18 protein-coding genes, 1 tRNA gene and 1 pseudogene are annotated in these 18,564 nt (G+C 30.0%); 11 read left to right on the forward strand and 9 right to left on the reverse strand.

Translation table 11 applies throughout. The annotated features are described in order from the left end of the window. Window positions 1-876 (reverse strand): hypothetical protein, encoded by an 876-nt coding sequence (locus UCYN_RS05040; protein WP_148207771.1) that lies wholly within the window; start codon window positions 874-876, stop codon window positions 1-3. Window positions 877-1,263: 387 nt separating this feature from the next. Here UCYN_RS05040 and UCYN_RS05045 point away from each other — a divergent pair, with 387 nt between their 5' ends. The 3 genes from UCYN_RS05045 (at window position 1,264) to UCYN_RS06210 (ending at window position 2,521) form a co-directional block, all read left to right on the forward strand. Then, a complete protein-coding gene (locus UCYN_RS05045; RefSeq protein ID WP_041487778.1) occupies window positions 1,264-1,503 on the forward strand; it encodes an RNA recognition motif domain-containing protein in 240 nt (79 codons plus the stop codon). A gap of 484 nt (window positions 1,504-1,987) precedes the next feature. Continuing rightward, window positions 1,988-2,233 (forward strand): RNA-binding regulator, encoded by a 246-nt coding sequence (gene rbp / locus UCYN_RS05050; protein ID WP_012954435.1) that lies wholly within the window; start codon window positions 1,988-1,990, stop codon window positions 2,231-2,233. A gap of 117 nt (window positions 2,234-2,350) precedes the next feature. Next, a complete protein-coding gene (locus UCYN_RS06210; RefSeq protein ID WP_012954436.1) occupies window positions 2,351-2,521 on the forward strand; it encodes an Asl3888 family RNA-binding protein in 171 nt (56 codons plus the stop codon). An 86-nt stretch (window positions 2,522-2,607) separates the two neighbouring features. On the opposite strand, the gene murJ is transcribed toward UCYN_RS06210, so the two are convergent. From murJ to UCYN_RS05065, 3 genes are all read right to left on the reverse strand, one after another. Continuing rightward, window positions 2,608-4,206, reverse strand: coding sequence for a murein biosynthesis integral membrane protein MurJ (gene murJ / locus UCYN_RS05055; protein ID WP_012954437.1), 1,599 nt, complete (start codon window positions 4,204-4,206; stop codon window positions 2,608-2,610). A gap of 190 nt (window positions 4,207-4,396) precedes the next feature. Then, the gene (locus UCYN_RS05060) at window positions 4,397-5,572 is read right to left on the reverse strand and encodes an ABC transporter substrate-binding protein (protein WP_148207772.1); all 1,176 of its coding nucleotides are present in this window, start codon (window positions 5,570-5,572) and stop codon (window positions 4,397-4,399) included. Window positions 5,573-5,805: 233 nt separating this feature from the next. Then, on the reverse strand, window positions 5,806-6,045 hold the full coding sequence (locus UCYN_RS05065; protein ID WP_012954439.1) for a ferredoxin-thioredoxin reductase variable chain: 240 nt from the start codon (window positions 6,043-6,045) through the stop codon (window positions 5,806-5,808). 345 nt (window positions 6,046-6,390) lie between these two features. Between UCYN_RS05065 and fabZ the strand changes: the two genes are divergently transcribed. Together fabZ and UCYN_RS06265 are read left to right on the forward strand one after the other, a co-directional pair. Further along, window positions 6,391-6,867 (forward strand): 3-hydroxyacyl-ACP dehydratase FabZ, encoded by a 477-nt coding sequence (gene fabZ / locus UCYN_RS05070; protein WP_012954440.1) that lies wholly within the window; start codon window positions 6,391-6,393, stop codon window positions 6,865-6,867. A gap of 199 nt (window positions 6,868-7,066) precedes the next feature. Then, the gene (locus tag UCYN_RS06265) at window positions 7,067-7,189 is read left to right on the forward strand and encodes a hypothetical protein (protein ID WP_012954441.1); all 123 of its coding nucleotides are present in this window, start codon (window positions 7,067-7,069) and stop codon (window positions 7,187-7,189) included. Window positions 7,190-7,232: 43 nt separating this feature from the next. Here UCYN_RS06265 and UCYN_RS05075 read toward each other — a convergent pair whose 3' ends face one another. From UCYN_RS05075 to UCYN_RS05085, 3 genes are all read right to left on the reverse strand, one after another. Beyond that, window positions 7,233-7,493, reverse strand: coding sequence for a SemiSWEET transporter (locus tag UCYN_RS05075; RefSeq protein WP_012954442.1), 261 nt, complete (start codon window positions 7,491-7,493; stop codon window positions 7,233-7,235). A gap of 379 nt (window positions 7,494-7,872) precedes the next feature. Continuing rightward, the gene (gene hypE / locus UCYN_RS05080) at window positions 7,873-8,913 is read right to left on the reverse strand and encodes a hydrogenase expression/formation protein HypE (RefSeq protein WP_012954443.1); all 1,041 of its coding nucleotides are present in this window, start codon (window positions 8,911-8,913) and stop codon (window positions 7,873-7,875) included. Window positions 8,914-9,099: 186 nt separating this feature from the next. After that, window positions 9,100-9,756 carry a YggS family pyridoxal phosphate-dependent enzyme gene (locus UCYN_RS05085; RefSeq protein WP_012954444.1) on the reverse strand — a complete coding sequence of 219 codons (657 nt, stop codon included), beginning with the start codon at window positions 9,754-9,756 and terminating at the stop codon, window positions 9,100-9,102. Between the two features lie 217 nt (window positions 9,757-9,973). On the opposite strand from UCYN_RS05085, the gene cofG reads away from it, so the two are divergent. The 6 genes from cofG to htpG all read left to right on the forward strand — a co-directional run bounded on the left by cofG (window position 9,974) and on the right by htpG (window position 16,584). Then, the gene (gene cofG / locus UCYN_RS05090; RefSeq protein ID WP_012954445.1) at window positions 9,974-10,930 is read left to right on the forward strand and encodes a 7,8-didemethyl-8-hydroxy-5-deazariboflavin synthase subunit CofG; all 957 of its coding nucleotides are present in this window, start codon (window positions 9,974-9,976) and stop codon (window positions 10,928-10,930) included. A gap of 233 nt (window positions 10,931-11,163) precedes the next feature. Continuing rightward, window positions 11,164-11,514, forward strand: coding sequence for a slr0373 family blue light stress response protein (locus UCYN_RS05095; RefSeq protein WP_012954446.1), 351 nt, complete (start codon window positions 11,164-11,166; stop codon window positions 11,512-11,514). A gap of 24 nt (window positions 11,515-11,538) precedes the next feature. Next, window positions 11,539-13,050, forward strand: coding sequence for a stress-responsive protein Ycf46 (gene ycf46, locus UCYN_RS05100; RefSeq protein WP_012954447.1), 1,512 nt, complete (start codon window positions 11,539-11,541; stop codon window positions 13,048-13,050). A 138-nt stretch (window positions 13,051-13,188) separates the two neighbouring features. Beyond that, complete coding sequence (locus tag UCYN_RS05105; RefSeq protein ID WP_041487780.1) at window positions 13,189-13,542, forward strand: DUF1257 domain-containing protein; 354 nt, start codon at window positions 13,189-13,191, stop codon at window positions 13,540-13,542. A 366-nt stretch (window positions 13,543-13,908) separates the two neighbouring features. Next, window positions 13,909-14,376 carry an SsrA-binding protein SmpB gene (gene smpB / locus UCYN_RS05110; RefSeq protein WP_012954449.1) on the forward strand — a complete coding sequence of 156 codons (468 nt, stop codon included), beginning with the start codon at window positions 13,909-13,911 and terminating at the stop codon, window positions 14,374-14,376. A 234-nt stretch (window positions 14,377-14,610) separates the two neighbouring features. After that, window positions 14,611-16,584, forward strand: a complete 1,974-nt coding sequence (htpG, locus tag UCYN_RS05115; RefSeq protein ID WP_012954450.1) for a molecular chaperone HtpG — start codon at window positions 14,611-14,613, stop codon at window positions 16,582-16,584. 100 nt (window positions 16,585-16,684) lie between these two features. On the opposite strand, the gene UCYN_RS05120 is transcribed toward htpG, so the two are convergent. After that, window positions 16,685-16,758: transfer RNA gene (locus UCYN_RS05120), tRNA-Met, on the reverse strand. Between the two features lie 124 nt (window positions 16,759-16,882). Next, a pseudogene (locus UCYN_RS06280) lies at window positions 16,883-17,401 on the reverse strand (M23 family metallopeptidase); the annotation flags it as partial. Window positions 17,402-18,564: the final 1,163 nt, after the last annotated feature.

Consider the following 18,564-nt stretch of genomic DNA (forward strand, 5'->3'; position numbering starts at 1 on the left):
TTAGATATGTCTTCTAAATATAACAACTTGTTTACCTACTACTGGACTTCTCGCAATAACTACATTATTTAAATTTTTAATAATTAATTTTGATAAATTTAGCTCCTGTATATATTCAAAAATTTCTTGAGTCCAATTATCTTGTTCTTTGACTGGCAAGTCATACCATTCTTTATTAATAAGTAGTACTAAACAATTTTTAGAAAAATCGATTTCAAAACTATCAATAAGTGTTTCATGATGAGAAGTTATTAAATCATTTATTCTGCTTTGGACATTAATAATAATTTCTTCTTCTGGTGTTAGAAACTGTAAAACTGAAAGCTCATTATTTTCTAAATCAATTTTTGCGGCTGAATCAGAATGAATAATAGTTCCTACCATTTTTGACTTAAGATATTGGAATTTAGGAAATGAAGATATTAATAAAGTCAATAATATGATTATTATGACTAGATATATGGCTATTTTTTTTACAAAATCTAAAGAAATCTGAAAATGAGCTATTGAGTTAACCAAAGTACTAAAGATAGAACTCTTATTCGTATTATTAGAACTGATGTTATCCTTTGATACTGTATCATCTTTAATTTGACTCTCTATATCTTTACTATTAGTAGAAGGATCCATAGTATGAAGTTTTAATTCTTTCTTTATAGTACTATTTATTATTTCTATATGATTGATTAAAAGATCAATTTTTCTTTTGTGCAATAAAAAATTGTTATGATCCTGACTAATACTATTAATATAACGGTGGACTTCCAGCGTCATCAGCTCTAATAATTTTTCTTCAGCAATATCATTGTCTAAATAATCATTGATATTCATAAGATTTAGATTTATTTCAGGACTTCTTCTACTCAACATGACCATATTTCTACGCGTTTTTGATTATTAACTTGTAAAAATTGTATAAAAAGTAGTACTTTTTTAAGAAATATGGAAAATAAAACCAAAAATAAAATATTTTCAAAGCAAATTCAGTCTATGAATTAAAGTTTTATTTTTGGCATGATAGCGCTTAGAAGTCTACATAAAGATTTTCTCTTAACAAACTATCACAGTTCTAGTTTGATATTTTATCTTATTAATAAAATTGATTTGATTTAGAAGAAAATGTTAATATTGTCCAAAGAATGAGAATAAAAATTATTGACTTAGTTTGTTATCAATATTGTGTGATTTTATTTAAAACTAGTATTAGATAGCTACTAACAAGATTTTATCTCTTAAACACCTAGGATTAAGGAAAGCACTTCAATGACAATCTATATGCGACAAATTCCTACTGATATTACAGAGGCTGAGGTTACCGATGTTTTTAAGAAACATGGAGAAGTTAAGCAAGTCCGCTTCCCTCTTGATCCAAAAACTGGAGAAAGAATAGGATATGCTCTAATAGATATGGGCGATAAAGAGCAGGAAGAAGACACAATTGAGGAATTAAATGGGGAAGATTTAAAAGGAGTTAGACTTAGATTAAATAGAAATGTTGATTAAACGAAATAAATTCAACAAATATTATTTATTTTAAGTAATTAACTTGTTAATTTTACTTAAACAATCTTTCTATCAGGTTGTCATAAGAATTAACCTAACTAGGTTTTGGCACTAACGGAGATATTCTTCGATTACCATCAAGCGTTTTTTTAGCTTTATACTTGGTTATTGTCAATTATTATTGACAACCTTTTTTTCTATTAATATAAATTATCTAATTAATATTGTTATTAGTGTTCATTTATAGTTTACGTAAAACTATAATTTTATCTATAAATTGCTAAAAATTTGTCGACTATTTGCTTTTAGAAAATTGCTCTTGTTTAAAATAAAGTGCTAAGATAATCGATGATAACTGAGGGTGAGGTATCGGTAGTCAAGTTTGTTGTCAGTATCAAGTAGGTATTTGTCCGAAGTTAATATTGGCCAACTGCTCTCCGAAGTTTTATCTCTCTACAACTCTAAGATTAAGGAGAACATCCCCATGTCAATTTATGTTGGTAATCTTTCCTTTGAAGCGACAGAAGCAGATGTTACTAATGTCTTTAAAGAATATGGTGAAGTTAAAAAAGTTTATCTTCCTTCTGATCGGGAAACTGGAAAAATGCGAGGTTTCGGTTTTGTAGAAATGGAGACAGAAAACCAAGAATCTGCAGCAATTGATAAGCTAAATGGATCAGAATGGATGGGGAGAATATTAAAAGTTAATAAAGCAAAACCCCGTGAATAGACTTTTAGAGGTTAATTTTAAAAAATTAATTAAAATTATAGATTCTAAGTGATTATTCTAGATGTTTTTGTTTATTTCTATTGAAAAACTGTTTACTATTTACATAGAGGATATTTTATGGCTAAACGTCGAAATTTAAAAAAAGAAAAAGCTGAAAGGAATCAAGCCTACGCTCGTCAATTCCGTCAAAAAGCTTCTCGCTCTTTTTCTAGAGGAAGGTCTTATTCTAATAATCGTAGTGATCAAGAAGATATGAATGCTGCTGATACCACTAATGATAACAACTAAAAATACTTGGTTTTAAGCAACATACGGAAAACGGGAATTTTAAGATTCCCTTTCCTAAATGTTTAATTTCTTAAAAAGTTTTATGATTATCGTTGCAGTTTTTTCTTTAACTGATTATTCAATAGAGCAATTTCGGGTAATTGTAACTGCGTAGATAAAACAAAGAATACTCCTAAAATCGTACTACTAGAAATAAATAATTGTAAGCATTGTATTCCTAAATTATTTCCGATGTATATCTTATGTAAGAAGTGGCTTACTATCCATCCTGAAAAAGATGCTATGGAGCTTATCCCTATAAGATTTAATATACTTATACTCCAATCTTTGATTGGTAATTTTTGTAGACGACGATTTAAAATAACTAAAAATATCAATATAGAAATTAGATTAACTAAAATAGTTGCAAAGACTAAACCAGGTGTACCAAATGGTTTATATAATAAAAAGTCTAATAAAAAATTTAAAAATATATTAAACAGGCTAATACGAAAAGGTGTTTCACCATCACCTAACGCATAGAATACTCTAACTAAAACATCTCTTACTAAATAGAAGAACATTCCCATCCCATAAGCAATTAAGACTGGAGTTACTATAAATACATCATCCATTTCAAATGCACCACGTTGGTAAATCACGCGAATAATTTTAGGAGCAAGAGCAATAAAAATCGCTGTTAGAGGCAGCATAGTTAAAGCACTTAGGAAAATACCTTGACGAATTCTTAATTTTAATTCATTCCAATTCTCTGGTGCAGTTAACTGCGAAAAAATAGGCATAAATGGAACTAAGATCATATTGGAAATTATTCCCAGAGGAGTTAAAGCGATAAAGTTAGCATATCTCATTGCTGCAGCTGCATCAGGAATAAAAGATGCAAAAAATAAGTCTGTATAAACATTGATATGCAACATACCTGAAGCAAAAGTGGCTGGGATCATTATTTTCATAATATTTCTCAACTCAGGTGTATTAAATTCAAAGCGTAATTTAATTCCACCCATTCCTCTCCTTACTTGAGATTGAAGCTGAGCTAACCATTGTAACAAACCACCAATCAATGTTCCTCCTGCTAAGACCATACCTCCTAGGTACCAGTTATCTGGTTTGTTGATATCTGCACCTACCTGCCAAATGAAAATCCATACTCCAGAAGAAATAACCAAGCTTGAAAATAAGGGACTAATACTAGGGAGTAAATACTGATTTGAAACGTTAAGAGTCCCAAAACCTATACCAATTAGCCCTGATAATAATGCTAACGGTGCCATAATCTGTAGTTGTTCAACAGCGATTAATTTTACTTCTTCCTCTAGTCCAGGAGCTAAGATTGAAATAAATGTATTGGCGAATAAAATAAGAATAATAGTAATTATTAATAAAAATATAGTTACTAATGTGGTGACCGATTCTACTAAAGGTGCTACTTCAGTTTTCTTCCTTTTAGTTAAAACACTAATAAGAGAACTATGAAATGGTCCATTAATTCCTCCTAATAAAATCAAGAAAAAACCAGGGATAACATATGCATACGAGTAAGCATTAATAACTGGACCTACACCAAAGGCTGCTGCGATTGATTGTTCTCGAATTAATCCAAATAATTTACTTATTAAAGTTGCGAATGCTACAATCCCAGCTATATCGATTAAAGAACGAGATTTTTTCTTATTAAGTGACACAAAGTTTCTCACAAAAAGCTAGTCATTATTATTAAAGATTTTGCTGCAGGAAGCAAGACATTATTAATTGACAAACAACTAAGAGTTTATATTTTTTAGGAATTAATAGCTTTTGATTTAATAATCAATAGGATAATTCAAAAATAACAATTTTTTTTTGAGCTTATGGAATACATCTCAAGTAGATAGTTTAATAGTTATTATTTTTTTGTTTACCTAAGAGATATCTGGTTTCAGAGGCAGCTCGCTCCATAGCCACCTCTGGAGTTAATTGTTCAGTAATTGCTGCACTTAAATAGCGCTGTAAAATATCTGAAGCTTGTGCATACTGAGGAATAGGTGGGCGTAAGATTGAGTTTTCTATTACATTTAGCAGCTGGGGGTAATAGGAAAACTTAGTTAATATTTCGGGATCATTAAATAAAGAACGACGACTAGGGACATAACCTGTTGCTAAGATAAATCTACGTTGTACCTCTTCACTACTAAAAAATTTAATAACTTCCCATGCTGCATCAGGATGTTTACTATTCTTTGTAATACCAAGTCCCCAACCTCCCAAGCAAGAACCACTAAAGTAATTACTAGCATGAACCATAGGCTTGATTTTAAATTTACCTTGAACAGGAGAACTACTGTCAGATAATAAACCAAAAGCATAAGGCCAATTACGCATAAAAACAGCATTCCCAGTTTGAAAAAGTCGTCTTACTTCCTCTTCTGCATAAGTAGTTACCCCCATCGGAGAAGCTTTGCTATCTAATGTACGACGTAGAAAATTGACTGCCTCAATAGCTTTTGGACTATCTAGTCCGACTTCAAGAGTGTAAGGGTTGATCCAAAATGCACCATACCCATTTAAAACTTCCATAAACATTGCAGATAAACCTTCATATTGCTTACCAGTCCACAAGTAGCCCCACTCAGCTAACTTTTTTTCTTGTAAAGCATTAGATATATTTATTAACTCTTCAAATGTATTAGGTGGTTTATATCCAGCCTTCTCTAGTAAGTCATCACGATAATAAAGGATACCTCCATCGGAACGTATAGGGATTCGATATAGCTCTCCCTGATACATACCACCGTTAATATCTCCCTCCAAAAAAGCTGCTAAGTCTACTTTTGATAGTCTATCTGATAAGCTTCTTAACCATCCGGCAGCAGCAAATTTAGAAACCCAGATAATATCCATAAATACTAGATCGTAAGGAGAATTTCCTAACAAAAAAGAAGAAGTATATAAGTCTTCAACTTGGTTAGTAGCATTAGGACCTTCAACAATTTCTAATTCTATATCAGAATATTGATAATTAAATTCCTCTACAAAAGGTTTCCATTGACTAGCTTCTAGTGCTTGCATCATTAAGGTAACTTTTACAGGATTAGCAGATGAGCTTAATGTAATACTTGTAAAAATTAATAATGAACTAATAATTACTAGTATCAAGAAACGAACAATAAAAAAAAATTAATTGGCAGAGTTTTGATTAACTGATCAATTTTCATAATAGTTTGTATAGATATATTTATGTTTTAATATCTGAAATGAAAAACAGTTAGTAATGCAAATAAAAAGGTATAAATAATCCGGTTAGTTTAATAGTTCTCAGTTTTTCTTAAAACTTCTACTTCGTTATCACAAACATGGACTTTAAATTTCTCACTAATTTTGACTAATAAAGGTAAATTAGCGCTAAGCGGTCTACCTTCCCAGTCACTAATAATATTAATAATTTCTCCTTCCATCCCTTTTAGATCAAATGCTTCTTGCCTATGTTCTGGATGGTGATAAACGATAATAGATTCTATAATACGAATGCGATCTCCAATCTTCATATCTATCAATTATTAGGAATTTTTAATCAAAAGTTAATAGTCATATTATCTTGACATAAAGTGTCGCGAGATCATAATAAATGAAAAATTTTCTTATTTACAGATTATTATTCTATTTTAAAAATCTGACTGAAAATCATTTTTCTAACATAGATTTTTATACTATATTATTTAGCATTCTATTTTATACTTATATTTTCTGGTTAAAGCTTTATAAAATATATATATTTGCAAATCGTTAAGGATTATGAAATGATTTACACATGTACCTAAATATGTAAAATAAGCGAAAATACCGTTTTTATCGGTAATCTATAAACTATCGTATCTAAATATAATGATGTTATGGAAGAATTTATAGAAGATCCCTCTAATAATAGTAAATGTCAAACTCAATATACTATTCAAGAGATACAGGAACTTCTCCCTCATCGATATCCTTTTTCTTTAGTTGATCGAATTATTGATTATATTCCTGCTAAAAAAGCAGTTGGAATTAAAAATGTAACTATTAATGAACCTTTTTTCTCTGGTCATATCCCAAGTCTACCAATAATGCCAGGAGTATTAATTTTAGAATCTATTGCTCAGGTTGGAGGAGTTGTTTTAACTTTACTACCAGGGATGAAGGGAGTTTTTTTTGCTTTTGCGGGTATTGATAAAGTCCGCTTCCGTCGTCCTGTTATTCCAGGAGACCAATTAATAATTACAGTTGAGTTATTAACTTTAAAAAGAAATAGAATTGCAAAAATGAAGGGTGAAGGTACAGTGGATGGAGAGCTCGCAGTTCAAGGCGAAATGTTATTTTCCCGTATTGACTGATCAATTTTTCAAAATAACATAATAGTTTATTTTTAAACAATAAAAATAATTTAAAAATTTAAATAAAAACTATTTAAGAATGTTGATAGATTATTTTAATGGAAAAATTTTTATAATCTAATTTAATATTGCATAATCTTGTAGAGGTATGATTAATTTTATAGATTTTATCTAGAAAGTTCAGCAGAAAAAAGTGTAAATGAAGGATCTGGAGAAATATTTTATTCCAAATATGTGTCAGTTTTATTTATCAGTTATGGCTAATTATGGAACAACTACTCAAGGAAATCCTAAAGTAGTTGTTTGCATCAAAAGTTATTGAAATAATTTCCTTCAAATCATTTTTAGGAAAAAATAGCTTTCAATTATTTATATTTAAGTTTCATCACTAAAATAGGAAAAGCTAAAATAAATGTAGCAATATTAGTCATAATGATTGGAATATCTTTTTGCAAAATACCATAAGTAATCCAAAGGATTAACCCACAGCAAAATAATAGAAACATAGCTAAAGAGATATCTTTAGTTACGCGAGTTTTCCAAGTTTTTACCAATTGAGGATAAAAAGAAATAGTTGTTAATGAGCCCGCGCATATACCGATCCAAGTAAAAGCATCAGCGTCCATAAGTCAAAATAGATAGTTAATAAGTAGTTGATAATATGGTGGTAAGACAAAGATTATTAATTGCCATACTCCATAATTAGTTTTTAAGATGAGCTTAAGGCAAAGAACATTTAGAAATTATACCTCAACCTTATAGCATATTCTACCAACTACATGTAATTAAAGCAGCTTATGTAGAATATGAAAATTATTATCTTAGAATAACCTAACTCAATACCTAATTATCTTAATTCTAATGAAATTAATTAAGTACTTTAATATTTCTACATAAAATAGCTTAAAAAAATTTATAATTTTTACTAAAACTATTAAAGAAATATCTCACAGTATTGAACATAAGAATTAATATTTTTTATCAGATAAAAATTATCTAAAATTCTTAACAGATTCTTGGTAATTGTTCGCCACTTAACATATCAATAATCCTAGTTGTCCCTATTTCATTTTTCAAAGTAACCAGTCCTTCATTTTGTTCAATAACTTCGCCAATCACATAAGAACTGTCTGAAAAAGATCTCATGATTTTTAATGCTTTATCTACACAGTTTTTAGGTATAAAAGCAACAAATCTACCCTCGTTAGCGATATATAAAGGATCAAATCCTAAAATTTCACAAGCCCCTCTTACATCTTCCATTACGGGAATTGATTTCTCTTGGATGTTTATTTTCACTTTTCTACTATTAGCAATCTCATTCAAACTGCTAGCTAAACCACCTCGCGTTAAATCTCTTAAGCAATGAATTTCAACCCCTTGTTCTATCATTTCTTGGATAACTTGATGAAGAGGTTGACAATCACTTTTAATTGTTGTTTCTAATTCTAGCCCTTCTCTTGTAGCCATAACAGAGATACCATGCCTACCTATATCTCCATTAATTAAAATACTATCTCCTACTTGGACTGATTCAGGAGCAATAAACTGGTCATGTTCTACAATTCCTATGCCTGAACTGTTAATAAAAATCCCATCTCCTTTCCCTCTATCTACGACTTTAGTATCTCCGGTAATGATTCTTACGCCTGCTTCTTCTGCTGTTCTCTGTAAAGATTGAATAATATTCCATAAAGTTTCCATCTCAAATCCTTCTTCTATAATAAAACCTAGACTTATATATAGAGGACGAGCTCCACTCATAGCAAGATCATTCACAGTTCCATTAATAGCTAAACTTCCAATATCTCCACCGGGGAAAAATAAAGGATGAATAACATAAGAATCAGTTGTAAATGCAATTTTATTCGTAGGAAGATGAACTACAGAGGAGTCATGAGGTGAAAAATCTTTATTCATCTGAAAAGATGAAAATATCATTTTTTCAAGCAATTGCTGCATAAGCTTTCCCCCTCCCCCATGACCTAACAAAACTTGAGGGTATTTTTCTAGAGGGATAGGACATGCAGTTTGAAAATTAATCATGTATTTAACGAATATTATTTTTTGTAATCCTATAATTAATATTATGGTAAATTCTTTATCTTTAATTTTTTTTAATTAAAAATCAATATTGATATATGGACAATTAAAAGTTTAAAAGTTATTTTTTTATATTTTTAATTAGATTAAAGAGTGGCATTAGTGAATAGTATTTAGTGTCTTTTTAACCTATCGTTTAGGCTCAAAGATAGTTCTTCCTAAACGTATCATGGTTGTATTTTTCTGTATCGCTAATAAATAATCATTAGACATCCCCATGGATAGCTCTTTCAGAAATAATGAAGATTTTTCATTAATATCTTGAGCTAATGTCTGTACCTTCTGAAAAGCATGCAGAGATTCATTTGTTGATAAATTGAGCGGTAATATTGTCATTAAACCTCTAATCATAAGGTTTTTACACTTTTCTAACTCATGTAAATCTTCCCAAAGCGTTTCTGGCAACCATCCATATTTATCGGGGTCTGGCATAGCTTTTACTTGCAAACATATATAAGGTGAAGCAGAAATTTTTTCTATTATCTGATTCAAATGCTGTGCCAATCTAAGACTGTCAACTGAATGAATCCAGTTAAAATTTTCTAGTACTTTTTTAGCTTTATTTGTTTGTAAATGACCAATAAAGTGCCAAGATATATCATCATATTCTTTAAGCTCTTCTTGTTTTTCTAAAGCCTCTTGAAGACGATTCTCAGCAAAATCACGAATTCCAGAGTTATATGCTTCTTTTATACTTTCTACAGATTGTTGTTTACTAACAACAATCAAGCTGACTGAAGATGGTATCTCAGAGCGAATTTGAGTAATACGTTTATTAATTTCCATTGAAACTAAACTCAATACAAAAAATTTTAGATATATAACTGAGACTTACTATGGTTTTTATTTTAATTAGTTAGTTTATCTAGAATATAAACTAATCAATTACTATCCATATCTAAAGCATACTATATTGAGATAGAAAAAATTACTCTATTAATTACACATTGTTAGATATATTTTCATTATAAAACCAAAAAGTTATTTGAAAGAATTTAAAACAATGAAAAAAATAACTTATAGTCCTTCTTATACAATTGTCATAACTTATGAGTGTTTTAATTATTGTACATATTGCAATTTTAGAATTAATCCACAATTGGGCGACTGGTTAAAACTGACCAAAGCAAAAAAGACTTTAGAGGAAATATCAAATAAGTCTATTAGTGAAATTTTAATTCTTAGTGGAGAGATCCATCCTCGATCTCCAGAAAGAAAGCTATGGTTACAAAATATATATTATCTATGTGAAATTGCACTATCTATGAACTTTTTACCACATATAAATGTTGGACTGTTAACTTATACAGAAATGAAAATTCTACAAAAAGTTAGTATTTCAATGGGTTTAATGATTGAACAATCTACTCCCATATTATTAGATAATGCCCATTACAATGCACCTAGTAAGATTCCAAACTTAAGGTTGCAACACCTTGAGTTTGCAGGAAAACTCCAAATCCCCTTTACTACAGGAGTATTACTAAATATTGGAGAAAAAGAGAAGAATTCTTTGGACACCCTGAGGAAAATTAATTTAGTCGAACAACAATGGAATAATATACAAGAAGTTATATTGCAACCTCATAGTCCTGAAGTAGAAAAGAAATTACATAAATCAATTTTTAATCAATACCAGTTAGTTAAATTTATTAATAAAGCCAAAAATATCTTACCAGCTTCTATTAAATTGCAACTGCCTCCAAATTTAATTCAAGATCCTAATTATTTGTTACGTTGTGTTCAAGCAGGTATTCAAGATCTTGGTGGGATTAGCCCTAAAGACGAGATAAATCCAAACTATTCTCATTTTTCAAAAGAAAAATTGTCAAAAATATTAAAAACTAAGAAATTGACACTAACAACGAGGTTACCTATTTACTCTAATTATAAAAATCGTTTATCTGAAAATTTACAAAAACTTGTAAATTTTTGGCAAAGAAACAAAAAATCTACATAAAGCAGTTAATATTTTTTAGAATTATATTTCTAAAGTTATGACTTTAATTTTTATTAACTTATTAAAGTCATTTCCTAACAGCTTAACTTAATAAAACTTTCTACAAAATTGTTTTTTGGGAACTTTTCTTATAAATATAGTGACTATGCTGCTATAACGTTTTTATTTATTGACAGCTTTCTGGCAATCAGTAAAGTTAGCTATGCATAGGGGTAGCCTTAAATTTAAATAATATGCAAAACAAACAAAAAGTAACACTATACATACCCTCTGAAATTCATAAACGTCTTAAAATTAGAGCCGCTACTGATGAAGAGTCTATGTCTTTTATAGTTGAAAAAGCGGTAGATTTCTATCTTCAACATCCACCTAAAGTTGAAGAATCAGAAAATATAAATTCCGGAAAAATTTATCAGGTACATTTTTGTCCAGAGTGTAAAGCTGCTATTTCAATAAAAGATAAGCAAATTCTCCCTTTGAAGAATCAATCTAATGTTATTAAGGATAATTTTTCTCTTGATACTGCGGATGAAAAAACTGTTAAATCTAATACTTCAGACAAAAAAACATTTGTTTTTTATTAATCACTATTATCTTTAATTAATTCTATGAAAGAAGAGCTTAAATTATTAATAGAAGCTCAATATCCTTTGATATATCTCGTAACATCAGAGGAACAGAGGGCTAAAGAAACTATTGATAAAATTGTTAAAGATCTTAACGAGCCTCGACATATTTTTTCATGGACTGTTACTAATGGTATGAAAGAATATGGCCAACTTAGCAATAAAACACAACATAATACTACTAATGCTGAGTCTGCTATTGATTGGGTAAATAGGAAGGATGAGCCAGGAATTTTTATTTTTAACGATTTACACCCTTTTATCTCTGATGCAACTGTAGTCCGCTCTTTGCGAGACGCTATAGTAAGTTTAAAAGGTACCAAAAAATCTATTATTCTAATTTCTCCTGTCCAAGAAATTCCAATAGAATTAGAGAAAGATATAGTTGTTTTAGATTTTGATTTCCCCAATTTAGAGGATCTCAATCAAGTTTTATCGAAGCAATTAAATCAACTTAGAACTAATCATGAGATTAGTAGTGATTCTCGTGAAAAGCTACTTTATGCAGCATTAGGTCTTACAAAAGATGAAGCTGAAAAAGTCTATCGAAAAGCTTATGTTAAAGCTGATAGATTAACAGAATCAGAAGTTGATATTATCTTGTCTGAAAAAAAACAACAGGTTCGCCGCAACGGAATCTTAGAATATATTGAACAAGATGAAACTATTAGTGTCGTTGGTGGATTAGAAGAACTTAAAAAATGGCTGGAACAGCGTTCAGGTGCCTTTACTGAAAGAGCTAGAAACTATGGCTTACCTCAGCCAAAAGGCATGCTAATACTAGGAGTTCCAGGCTGTGGAAAATCTTTAATTGCTAAGACTACTTCTCGTTTGTGGGGACTACCTTTATTAAGACTAGATTTAGGGCGTGTTTATGACTCTGCTGTAGGTCGTTCTGAAGCTAATTTAAGAAATGCATTGAAAACGGCAGAATCTCTTGCCCCAGCTATACTTTTTATTGATGAACTTGATAAGGCTTTTGCAGGAAATGGTAACTCATCTGAATCTGATGGTGGAACTTCTAGTCGTATTTTTGGTTCTTTTTTAACATGGATGCAGGAAAAAACTTCACCTGTCTTTGTTATGGCCACAGCTAATCGTGTAGAACGCTTGCCAGGAGAATTTCTACGAAAAGGAAGGTTTGATGAACTTTTTTTCGTGGATTTACCCAGCTTTGAAGAACGTAGAGCTATTTTTGATATACATTTGAGTAAACGTCGTTTAGATATATCTCATTTCGATATTGAACAGCTAGTTACGGTTTCTGATGGTTTCTCTGGTGCAGAAATTGAGCAGGCTATTATTGCAGCTATGTACGAAGCTTTTGCCCAAGATAGAGAGTTTTTGCAGTCTGATATTATTACTGCAATTAAATCTACTCTTCCATTATCTCGTACTATGATGGAGCAGGTAACAGCTCTTCGTGACTGGGCGCGGCAAAGAGCGCGACCTGCTTCAACTTTAAATGCTGAATATCAGCGATTAGAGTTCTAAAGGCTTTCGTCTGTCTATTCTTAACAGTCGTAAAGGCTAGCGAAAAGCTAGCAGTATATTAATAAATTGTTTATTCAAAACAATTTATTTAAATCTCAAGTTATAATTATTAACTTTTGTTCCATGGAGGAATTTGAAATGTCACACTTTAGTACCTTACGCACTAAGATTACAGATGCTGAAATCTTAAAAAATTCATTGCAAGATTTAGGGATTATTGTAAAAACCGACTCTAATGTTAGAGGTCATAATGGCCAACATATTCATTCTGATATTGTTGCTGTTTTAGAAGGTGAATACGATCTTGGTTGGTCTCTTAATAGCGATGGTAGCTATGATTTAGTCGCTGATTTGTGGGGTGTTGCCAAAAAACACAACCAAACTGAACTTATTAATTCTATCAATCAAAAGTATGCTATTAACAAGACATTGATGGAAGTTAAACAGCGTAATTTAGGGAAAGCGAACATCAATTTAGTGCTACATCGTTAATAATCTATTCAAATATCTGGAAAATCAGAAATTTTACTAATCTGGTTTCATGTTATTACAATAAGGTTGTTACTATAGTTACCAAGAATCGTATTACGTAGCTTTATATAAAATAATAAACATTTCTATAGCTAATAAAATAATAGAAATGTTTATTATTTTATTAATAAATTACAGTATTTAAGTACAAACAAAATAGCTTTGAAACAATAAATATTTATAATTAAGCAAATTATAGAATAACTTTAACAAAAGTAACTAAAGTTCTAAAAAACTACTAATTTACCTATTTCTTAATATTCTTTTTTTTAAAATTTATTATATTTATTTAACATATATATGGTTATATGTTATTCTCAGGGGATTATGGAAAATCAAGATAAAGCCATTAAAGTTATTAGCAATAATCGTAAAGCTTTTTTCCTTTACGAAATATTAGAAAAATATGAGGCTGGGATCGAACTAGTAGGAACAGAAGTAAAGTCTATCCGTGCAGGAAAAGTCAATCTAACCGATGGTTATGCCTTTATTAAAAACGCTGAAGTTTGGCTAAGTAACGTTCATATATCTTCTTATGCAGCTAGTAGCTTATACTTTAATCACGATCCTAGACGTATACGTAAATTATTGATGCATCGAAAAGAAATTAACCAACTAATTGGGAAAATTGAACAGAAAGGTTTAACTTTAGTACCCTTAAAACTTTACTTTAAAGGAAGCTTAGTAAAAATTAGTCTTGGCCTAGGGAAAGGGAAAAAATTGCATGATAAACGAGAAACAATTAAAAATCGTCAAGACCAAAGAGAAATATCTAGGATATTAAAAAATAACTAAAGAATAATACATTTATTTTTTCCTTAAACCATATACTTCAATAAAATTTAAGCAACTTGCAGAAGAAGTAACATAATTTCTATATGTAAAATTCTTATTATTAAAGTTTTTTATATAAGTCATGTACGGTGATCCACATCTATTAAGTGTGATAATCTCAGGATGAATATTCTGACAAAATTAGAGAAAATATAAATAACATAAACATAAAATCATTATTCTGAGATAGCGCGTATGACAGTATTTGAAAAAGGTAATATTAGTATCCACACCGAGAATATTTTTCCAATTATTAAAAAATCTCTATATACAGATCATGAAATTTTTTTACGAGAACTAATTTCTAATGCTGTAGATGCTTTATCTAAACTTAAGATGGCTTCGCTTGCTGGTGAGGTATCTTGTAATGTTCCTGAGCCGGAAATTACAATTACTGTCGATAAGACAGATAAATCTCTTTCCATCACGGACAATGGAATTGGCATGAACACAGAAGAGATTAAAAAGTATATAAATCAAGTAGCCTTCTCTAGCGCAGAAGAATTTGTTAAAAAATATGAAAAAGATGCCAATGAAATTATTGGACATTTTGGTTTAGGCTTTTACTCAGCTTTCATGGTATCTAAAAAAGTTGAAATTGATACCTTATCTTATAAAGAAGATTCCAAACCAATTCATTGGTCCTGTGACGGTTCTCCTTCATTTGAATTATCTGAATCTAATCGTACTCAAATAGGAACAACTATTAAGTTAACCTTAATGGATGAGGAACACGAATATTTAGAACCTGAAAGAATTCGCCAATTAGTTAAAACTTATTCAGATTTTGTTCCTATCCCAATTAGATTCGAAGATACTATTATTAATAAGCAAAAAGCTTTGTGGAAAGAATCTGCTCATAATCTTACTGATAATGACTATTTAGAATTTTATCGTTATCTTTATCCATACCAAGAAGATCCTTTGTTATGGATACACCTAAATACTGATTATCCTTATCTTTTGAATGGAATTTTATATTTTCCAAAATTACGACCTGATGTAGATGTCTCAAAAGGTCACATTAAACTTTTTTGTAATCAAGTATTTGTTAGTGATCATTGTGAAGAAATTATTCCAGATTTTTTAATGCCTCTTAGAGGAGTAATTGATAGTCCAGATATTCCCTTAAATGTTTCTCGAAGTGCACTAACTAACCATCGTACCGTTCGCAGTATTGCAAATCATATAGCTAAAAAAATTGCAGATCGACTTAAGGAAATTTATGAGAATAATACGGAAGAATACGTAAAATGCTGGCAAGATGTGGGTACTTTTGTTAAGTATGGTTCCCTTAAAGATGAAAAATTCAAAAAGCACGTTGAAGATATTCTTATTTATAAAACAACTCATACAGCAAATGAATCTGAAACTCCACAAGTTCAAGTTGAAGAGAAAGGAGATGCCTGGAAAGATGTTGCTAGCGAAAAAAATGAGCTATCTTATGAAAAAATAGGATATACAACACTATCTGCTTATATGAATCGTAATAAAGAGATTCATGAAAACCGCATTTTCTATTGTACAGATCCTGATGTTCAAGCTACTCATATAAGATTATATGAAAATCAGGGACTAGAGATTTTATATATGGATTCTTTCATTGATACAAATTATTTTATTCCTTTTCTAGAAAAAGAATATCCTGAGGTAAAATTCTCCCGTGTGGATTCGGAATTAGATGATACTTTGCTCCAAAATAACAAGGTTGACGAAATTGTAGATCCTAATTCCCAAAAAACTCGTAGCGAAAAAATTAAGGAGTTATTTGAAGCGTCTTTAAATAACTCTAAAGTTAATATCAAAACACAATCATTAAAATCAGATTTATCTGAAGACTCCCCTCCAGGAGTTATCTTACTGCCTGAAGCAGCAAGGCGTTTCAAAGAAATGATGGCTGCTTCTCAGCAACAAACAATGGATTTTCCTGATGAACATATTTTTGTTGTTAATACCAATCATCCTTTAGTTGAAAATATTTTTCAGATAAGTCAAACAAATATTATTCAGATAGACAGCGAATCTCCGTCAAGTAAAATGGCCAAACTCTTATGTTGTCATATTTATGATTTAGCGTTAATTACACAAAAAGGAATTGATGGTAAAAGTATGAAATCTTTTATGCAAAGATCAAATCAACTACTTACTGACTTAACTGAATCTAAATAACTACTAAAATAAAAATATGGGAGCTAATTTAAACAGCTCCCATGTTTTTTTAAATCTAATATAGAAAATGATTTTGCTATAAAAAATAAACTTAAAATTATGGCTCAAGGGTGATTTGAACACCCGACCTTGGGCTTATGAGTCCCCTGCTCTAACCAACTGAGCTACTGAGCCAATAATGCACAAATATAATATAACATAACAAGAGTGATGGTATATCTAATTTTGTAAAAAATTAAACATTGTTATAATTAAATACGATATTTTATTGTACTAGCAGATCAAGAAAAGAAATTAATTATCTAGTTTTAGGTAGAAAAGCCATTGGGTTTTGCGCACCTCTTCCTCTAAGATGAATTTCATAATGAAGGTGTGGCCCTGTGCTGTAACCTGTACTACCCATTTCAGCTATCTTTTGTCCTTGATTTACTTTTTGTCCTCTTCGTACCAAAATACGACTGTTATGAGCATATAAACTTATACTTCCATCGGGATGGCGAATTCTAAGTAGATTTCCATACCCTCCTGAACTCCACCCAGCACTAATAACTTCTCCAGAAGCTGAAGCCATAATAGGAGTACCGGTAGGAGCTGCAATATCTATGCCTTTATGCATTCTTCCCCAACGACGTCCAAAGCCTGAAGTTACTACTCCCTTACTTGGCCATATGTGTCCAGTATATTTAGCCGGAACACTAGGTAAATATTTATCAGGATTAGATACCTTAGGGAGACTAGGGTTAATGTCTGTTTCTAATGGAATTTGAAAAGTATTATTATAAACATCTACATAACTAGGAACTGTACTTATTAATTTAGATTTTTGGATATTAAATGGTTGTATATTTTTATGTAATTTTTTTTGATGTGTGTTTTTATTTAAATCTTTATATGATCTTTTATGTTCAGAAACGCCTGATCCTGTTGTTTGAAGTTCATTATTTTTAACAAGACTTCTTGACAATTGATTTTTTTTATTTCCATTTATTGAAATTTGTTTTGGAATTACTAATGTTTGATTAACTTTTATAAAATTAGCATTAGTAATATGGTTTGCATTTATTAACTCCGATGCTGAGATGCCATAATGACTAGCTATACTGTTAAGAGTATCTCCTGGAAGAACTTTATAGTTTTCTTCATTCATACCAATTGGAGATTGTGAGAAAGCTGATTTTACATCTTTAATTAAAGTTATTTCAGATATATTTTTATGAGTATATATATTTCCAATATTTTCTGAAGTTTTTGGTTGTATTATTTTCGCTATATATTTGAATGATGTAACACTATTTTTAGTTATTAGATTATTGTTGGCTTCAAAAGATTTATTAAAAACAATTTCATTTATGTCTCGAAAACTGTTAACTGGTTTATAATCAATAATTTTTGTTTTAGAGTTAATACCTGTAGAGCTTTTTGGAACAATTTTTTTGTTTGAATTTTTAATAGATGGAATTTTTATAGTTCTTTCTGACTCAAGTTCAGCTTTAATGTTTGAAAAACTCACAGCTAGAGCTATTTCAGTTTTAACCGCAAGTATGCCTACATAAATAGCTAAGCTAAATATAACTGTAGAGTGACAAAGATTACTTTTTTTGTTTGAAGTTATTTTATTGATGTATACCTGAGGGCAAAAAATATTCTTTAATTTTATGTATTCTAATAAACTAGAATACGCTGTTATTATTTTATTTGACTTATCTTTCAAGAGTAACCTCCCAGCAATGAACGAGCAATTTAGACTATTGAAAGTTTACTAGAATAACTTTTTAATAAGTATATCTACCACAAAAAAGTAGTTGGAATCTGATAATTAAATCAATATTTCCAGCAGATGTACTCTAAAAAAATTAACTTATTCTATTTTTAGTAAGCAACAGTTAATTATAGTCTACTCAGAAAGTTTTATCTGTTGATTATAACCTATTTGCTAGTTCTTAATTTATTATTAGTTTTGGCTAGAAATTTATAATTTCC

The organism is Candidatus Atelocyanobacterium thalassa isolate ALOHA, from assembly GCF_000025125.1.
Lineage (GTDB): Bacteria > Cyanobacteriota > Cyanobacteriia > Cyanobacteriales > Microcystaceae > Atelocyanobacterium > Atelocyanobacterium thalassae.

Bases quoted from the DNA above. Each gene is read 5' to 3' on its own strand.
- UCYN_RS05040 (WP_148207771.1), bottom strand. From the start codon at position 876: ATGGTCATGTTGAGTAGAAGAAGTCCTGAAATAAATCTAAATCTTATG.
- UCYN_RS06210 (WP_012954436.1), top strand. From the start codon at position 2,351: ATGGCTAAACGTCGAAATTTAAAAAAAGAAAAAGCTGAAAGGAATCAA.
- smpB (WP_012954449.1), top strand. From the start codon at position 13,909: ATGGAAAATCAAGATAAAGCCATTAAAGTTATTAGCAATAATCGTAAA.
- hypE (WP_012954443.1), bottom strand. From the start codon at position 8,913: ATGATTAATTTTCAAACTGCATGTCCTATCCCTCTAGAAAAATACCCT.
- ycf46 (WP_012954447.1), top strand. From the start codon at position 11,539: ATGAAAGAAGAGCTTAAATTATTAATAGAAGCTCAATATCCTTTGATA.
- htpG (WP_012954450.1), top strand. From the start codon at position 14,611: ATGACAGTATTTGAAAAAGGTAATATTAGTATCCACACCGAGAATATT.
- UCYN_RS05075 (WP_012954442.1), bottom strand. From the start codon at position 7,493: ATGGACGCTGATGCTTTTACTTGGATCGGTATATGCGCGGGCTCATTA.
- UCYN_RS05095 (WP_012954446.1), top strand. From the start codon at position 11,164: ATGCAAAACAAACAAAAAGTAACACTATACATACCCTCTGAAATTCAT.
- UCYN_RS05105 (WP_041487780.1), top strand. From the start codon at position 13,189: ATGTCACACTTTAGTACCTTACGCACTAAGATTACAGATGCTGAAATC.
- cofG (WP_012954445.1), top strand. From the start codon at position 9,974: ATGAAAAAAATAACTTATAGTCCTTCTTATACAATTGTCATAACTTAT.
- fabZ (WP_012954440.1), top strand. From the start codon at position 6,391: ATGGAAGAATTTATAGAAGATCCCTCTAATAATAGTAAATGTCAAACT.
- UCYN_RS05045 (WP_041487778.1), top strand. From the start codon at position 1,264: ATGACAATCTATATGCGACAAATTCCTACTGATATTACAGAGGCTGAG.
- UCYN_RS05085 (WP_012954444.1), bottom strand. From the start codon at position 9,756: ATGGAAATTAATAAACGTATTACTCAAATTCGCTCTGAGATACCATCT.
- UCYN_RS06265 (WP_012954441.1), top strand. From the start codon at position 7,067: ATGAAGGATCTGGAGAAATATTTTATTCCAAATATGTGTCAGTTTTAT.
- UCYN_RS05065 (WP_012954439.1), bottom strand. From the start codon at position 6,045: ATGAAGATTGGAGATCGCATTCGTATTATAGAATCTATTATCGTTTAT.
- rbp (WP_012954435.1), top strand. From the start codon at position 1,988: ATGTCAATTTATGTTGGTAATCTTTCCTTTGAAGCGACAGAAGCAGAT.
- UCYN_RS05060 (WP_148207772.1), bottom strand. From the start codon at position 5,572: ATGATGCAAGCACTAGAAGCTAGTCAATGGAAACCTTTTGTAGAGGAA.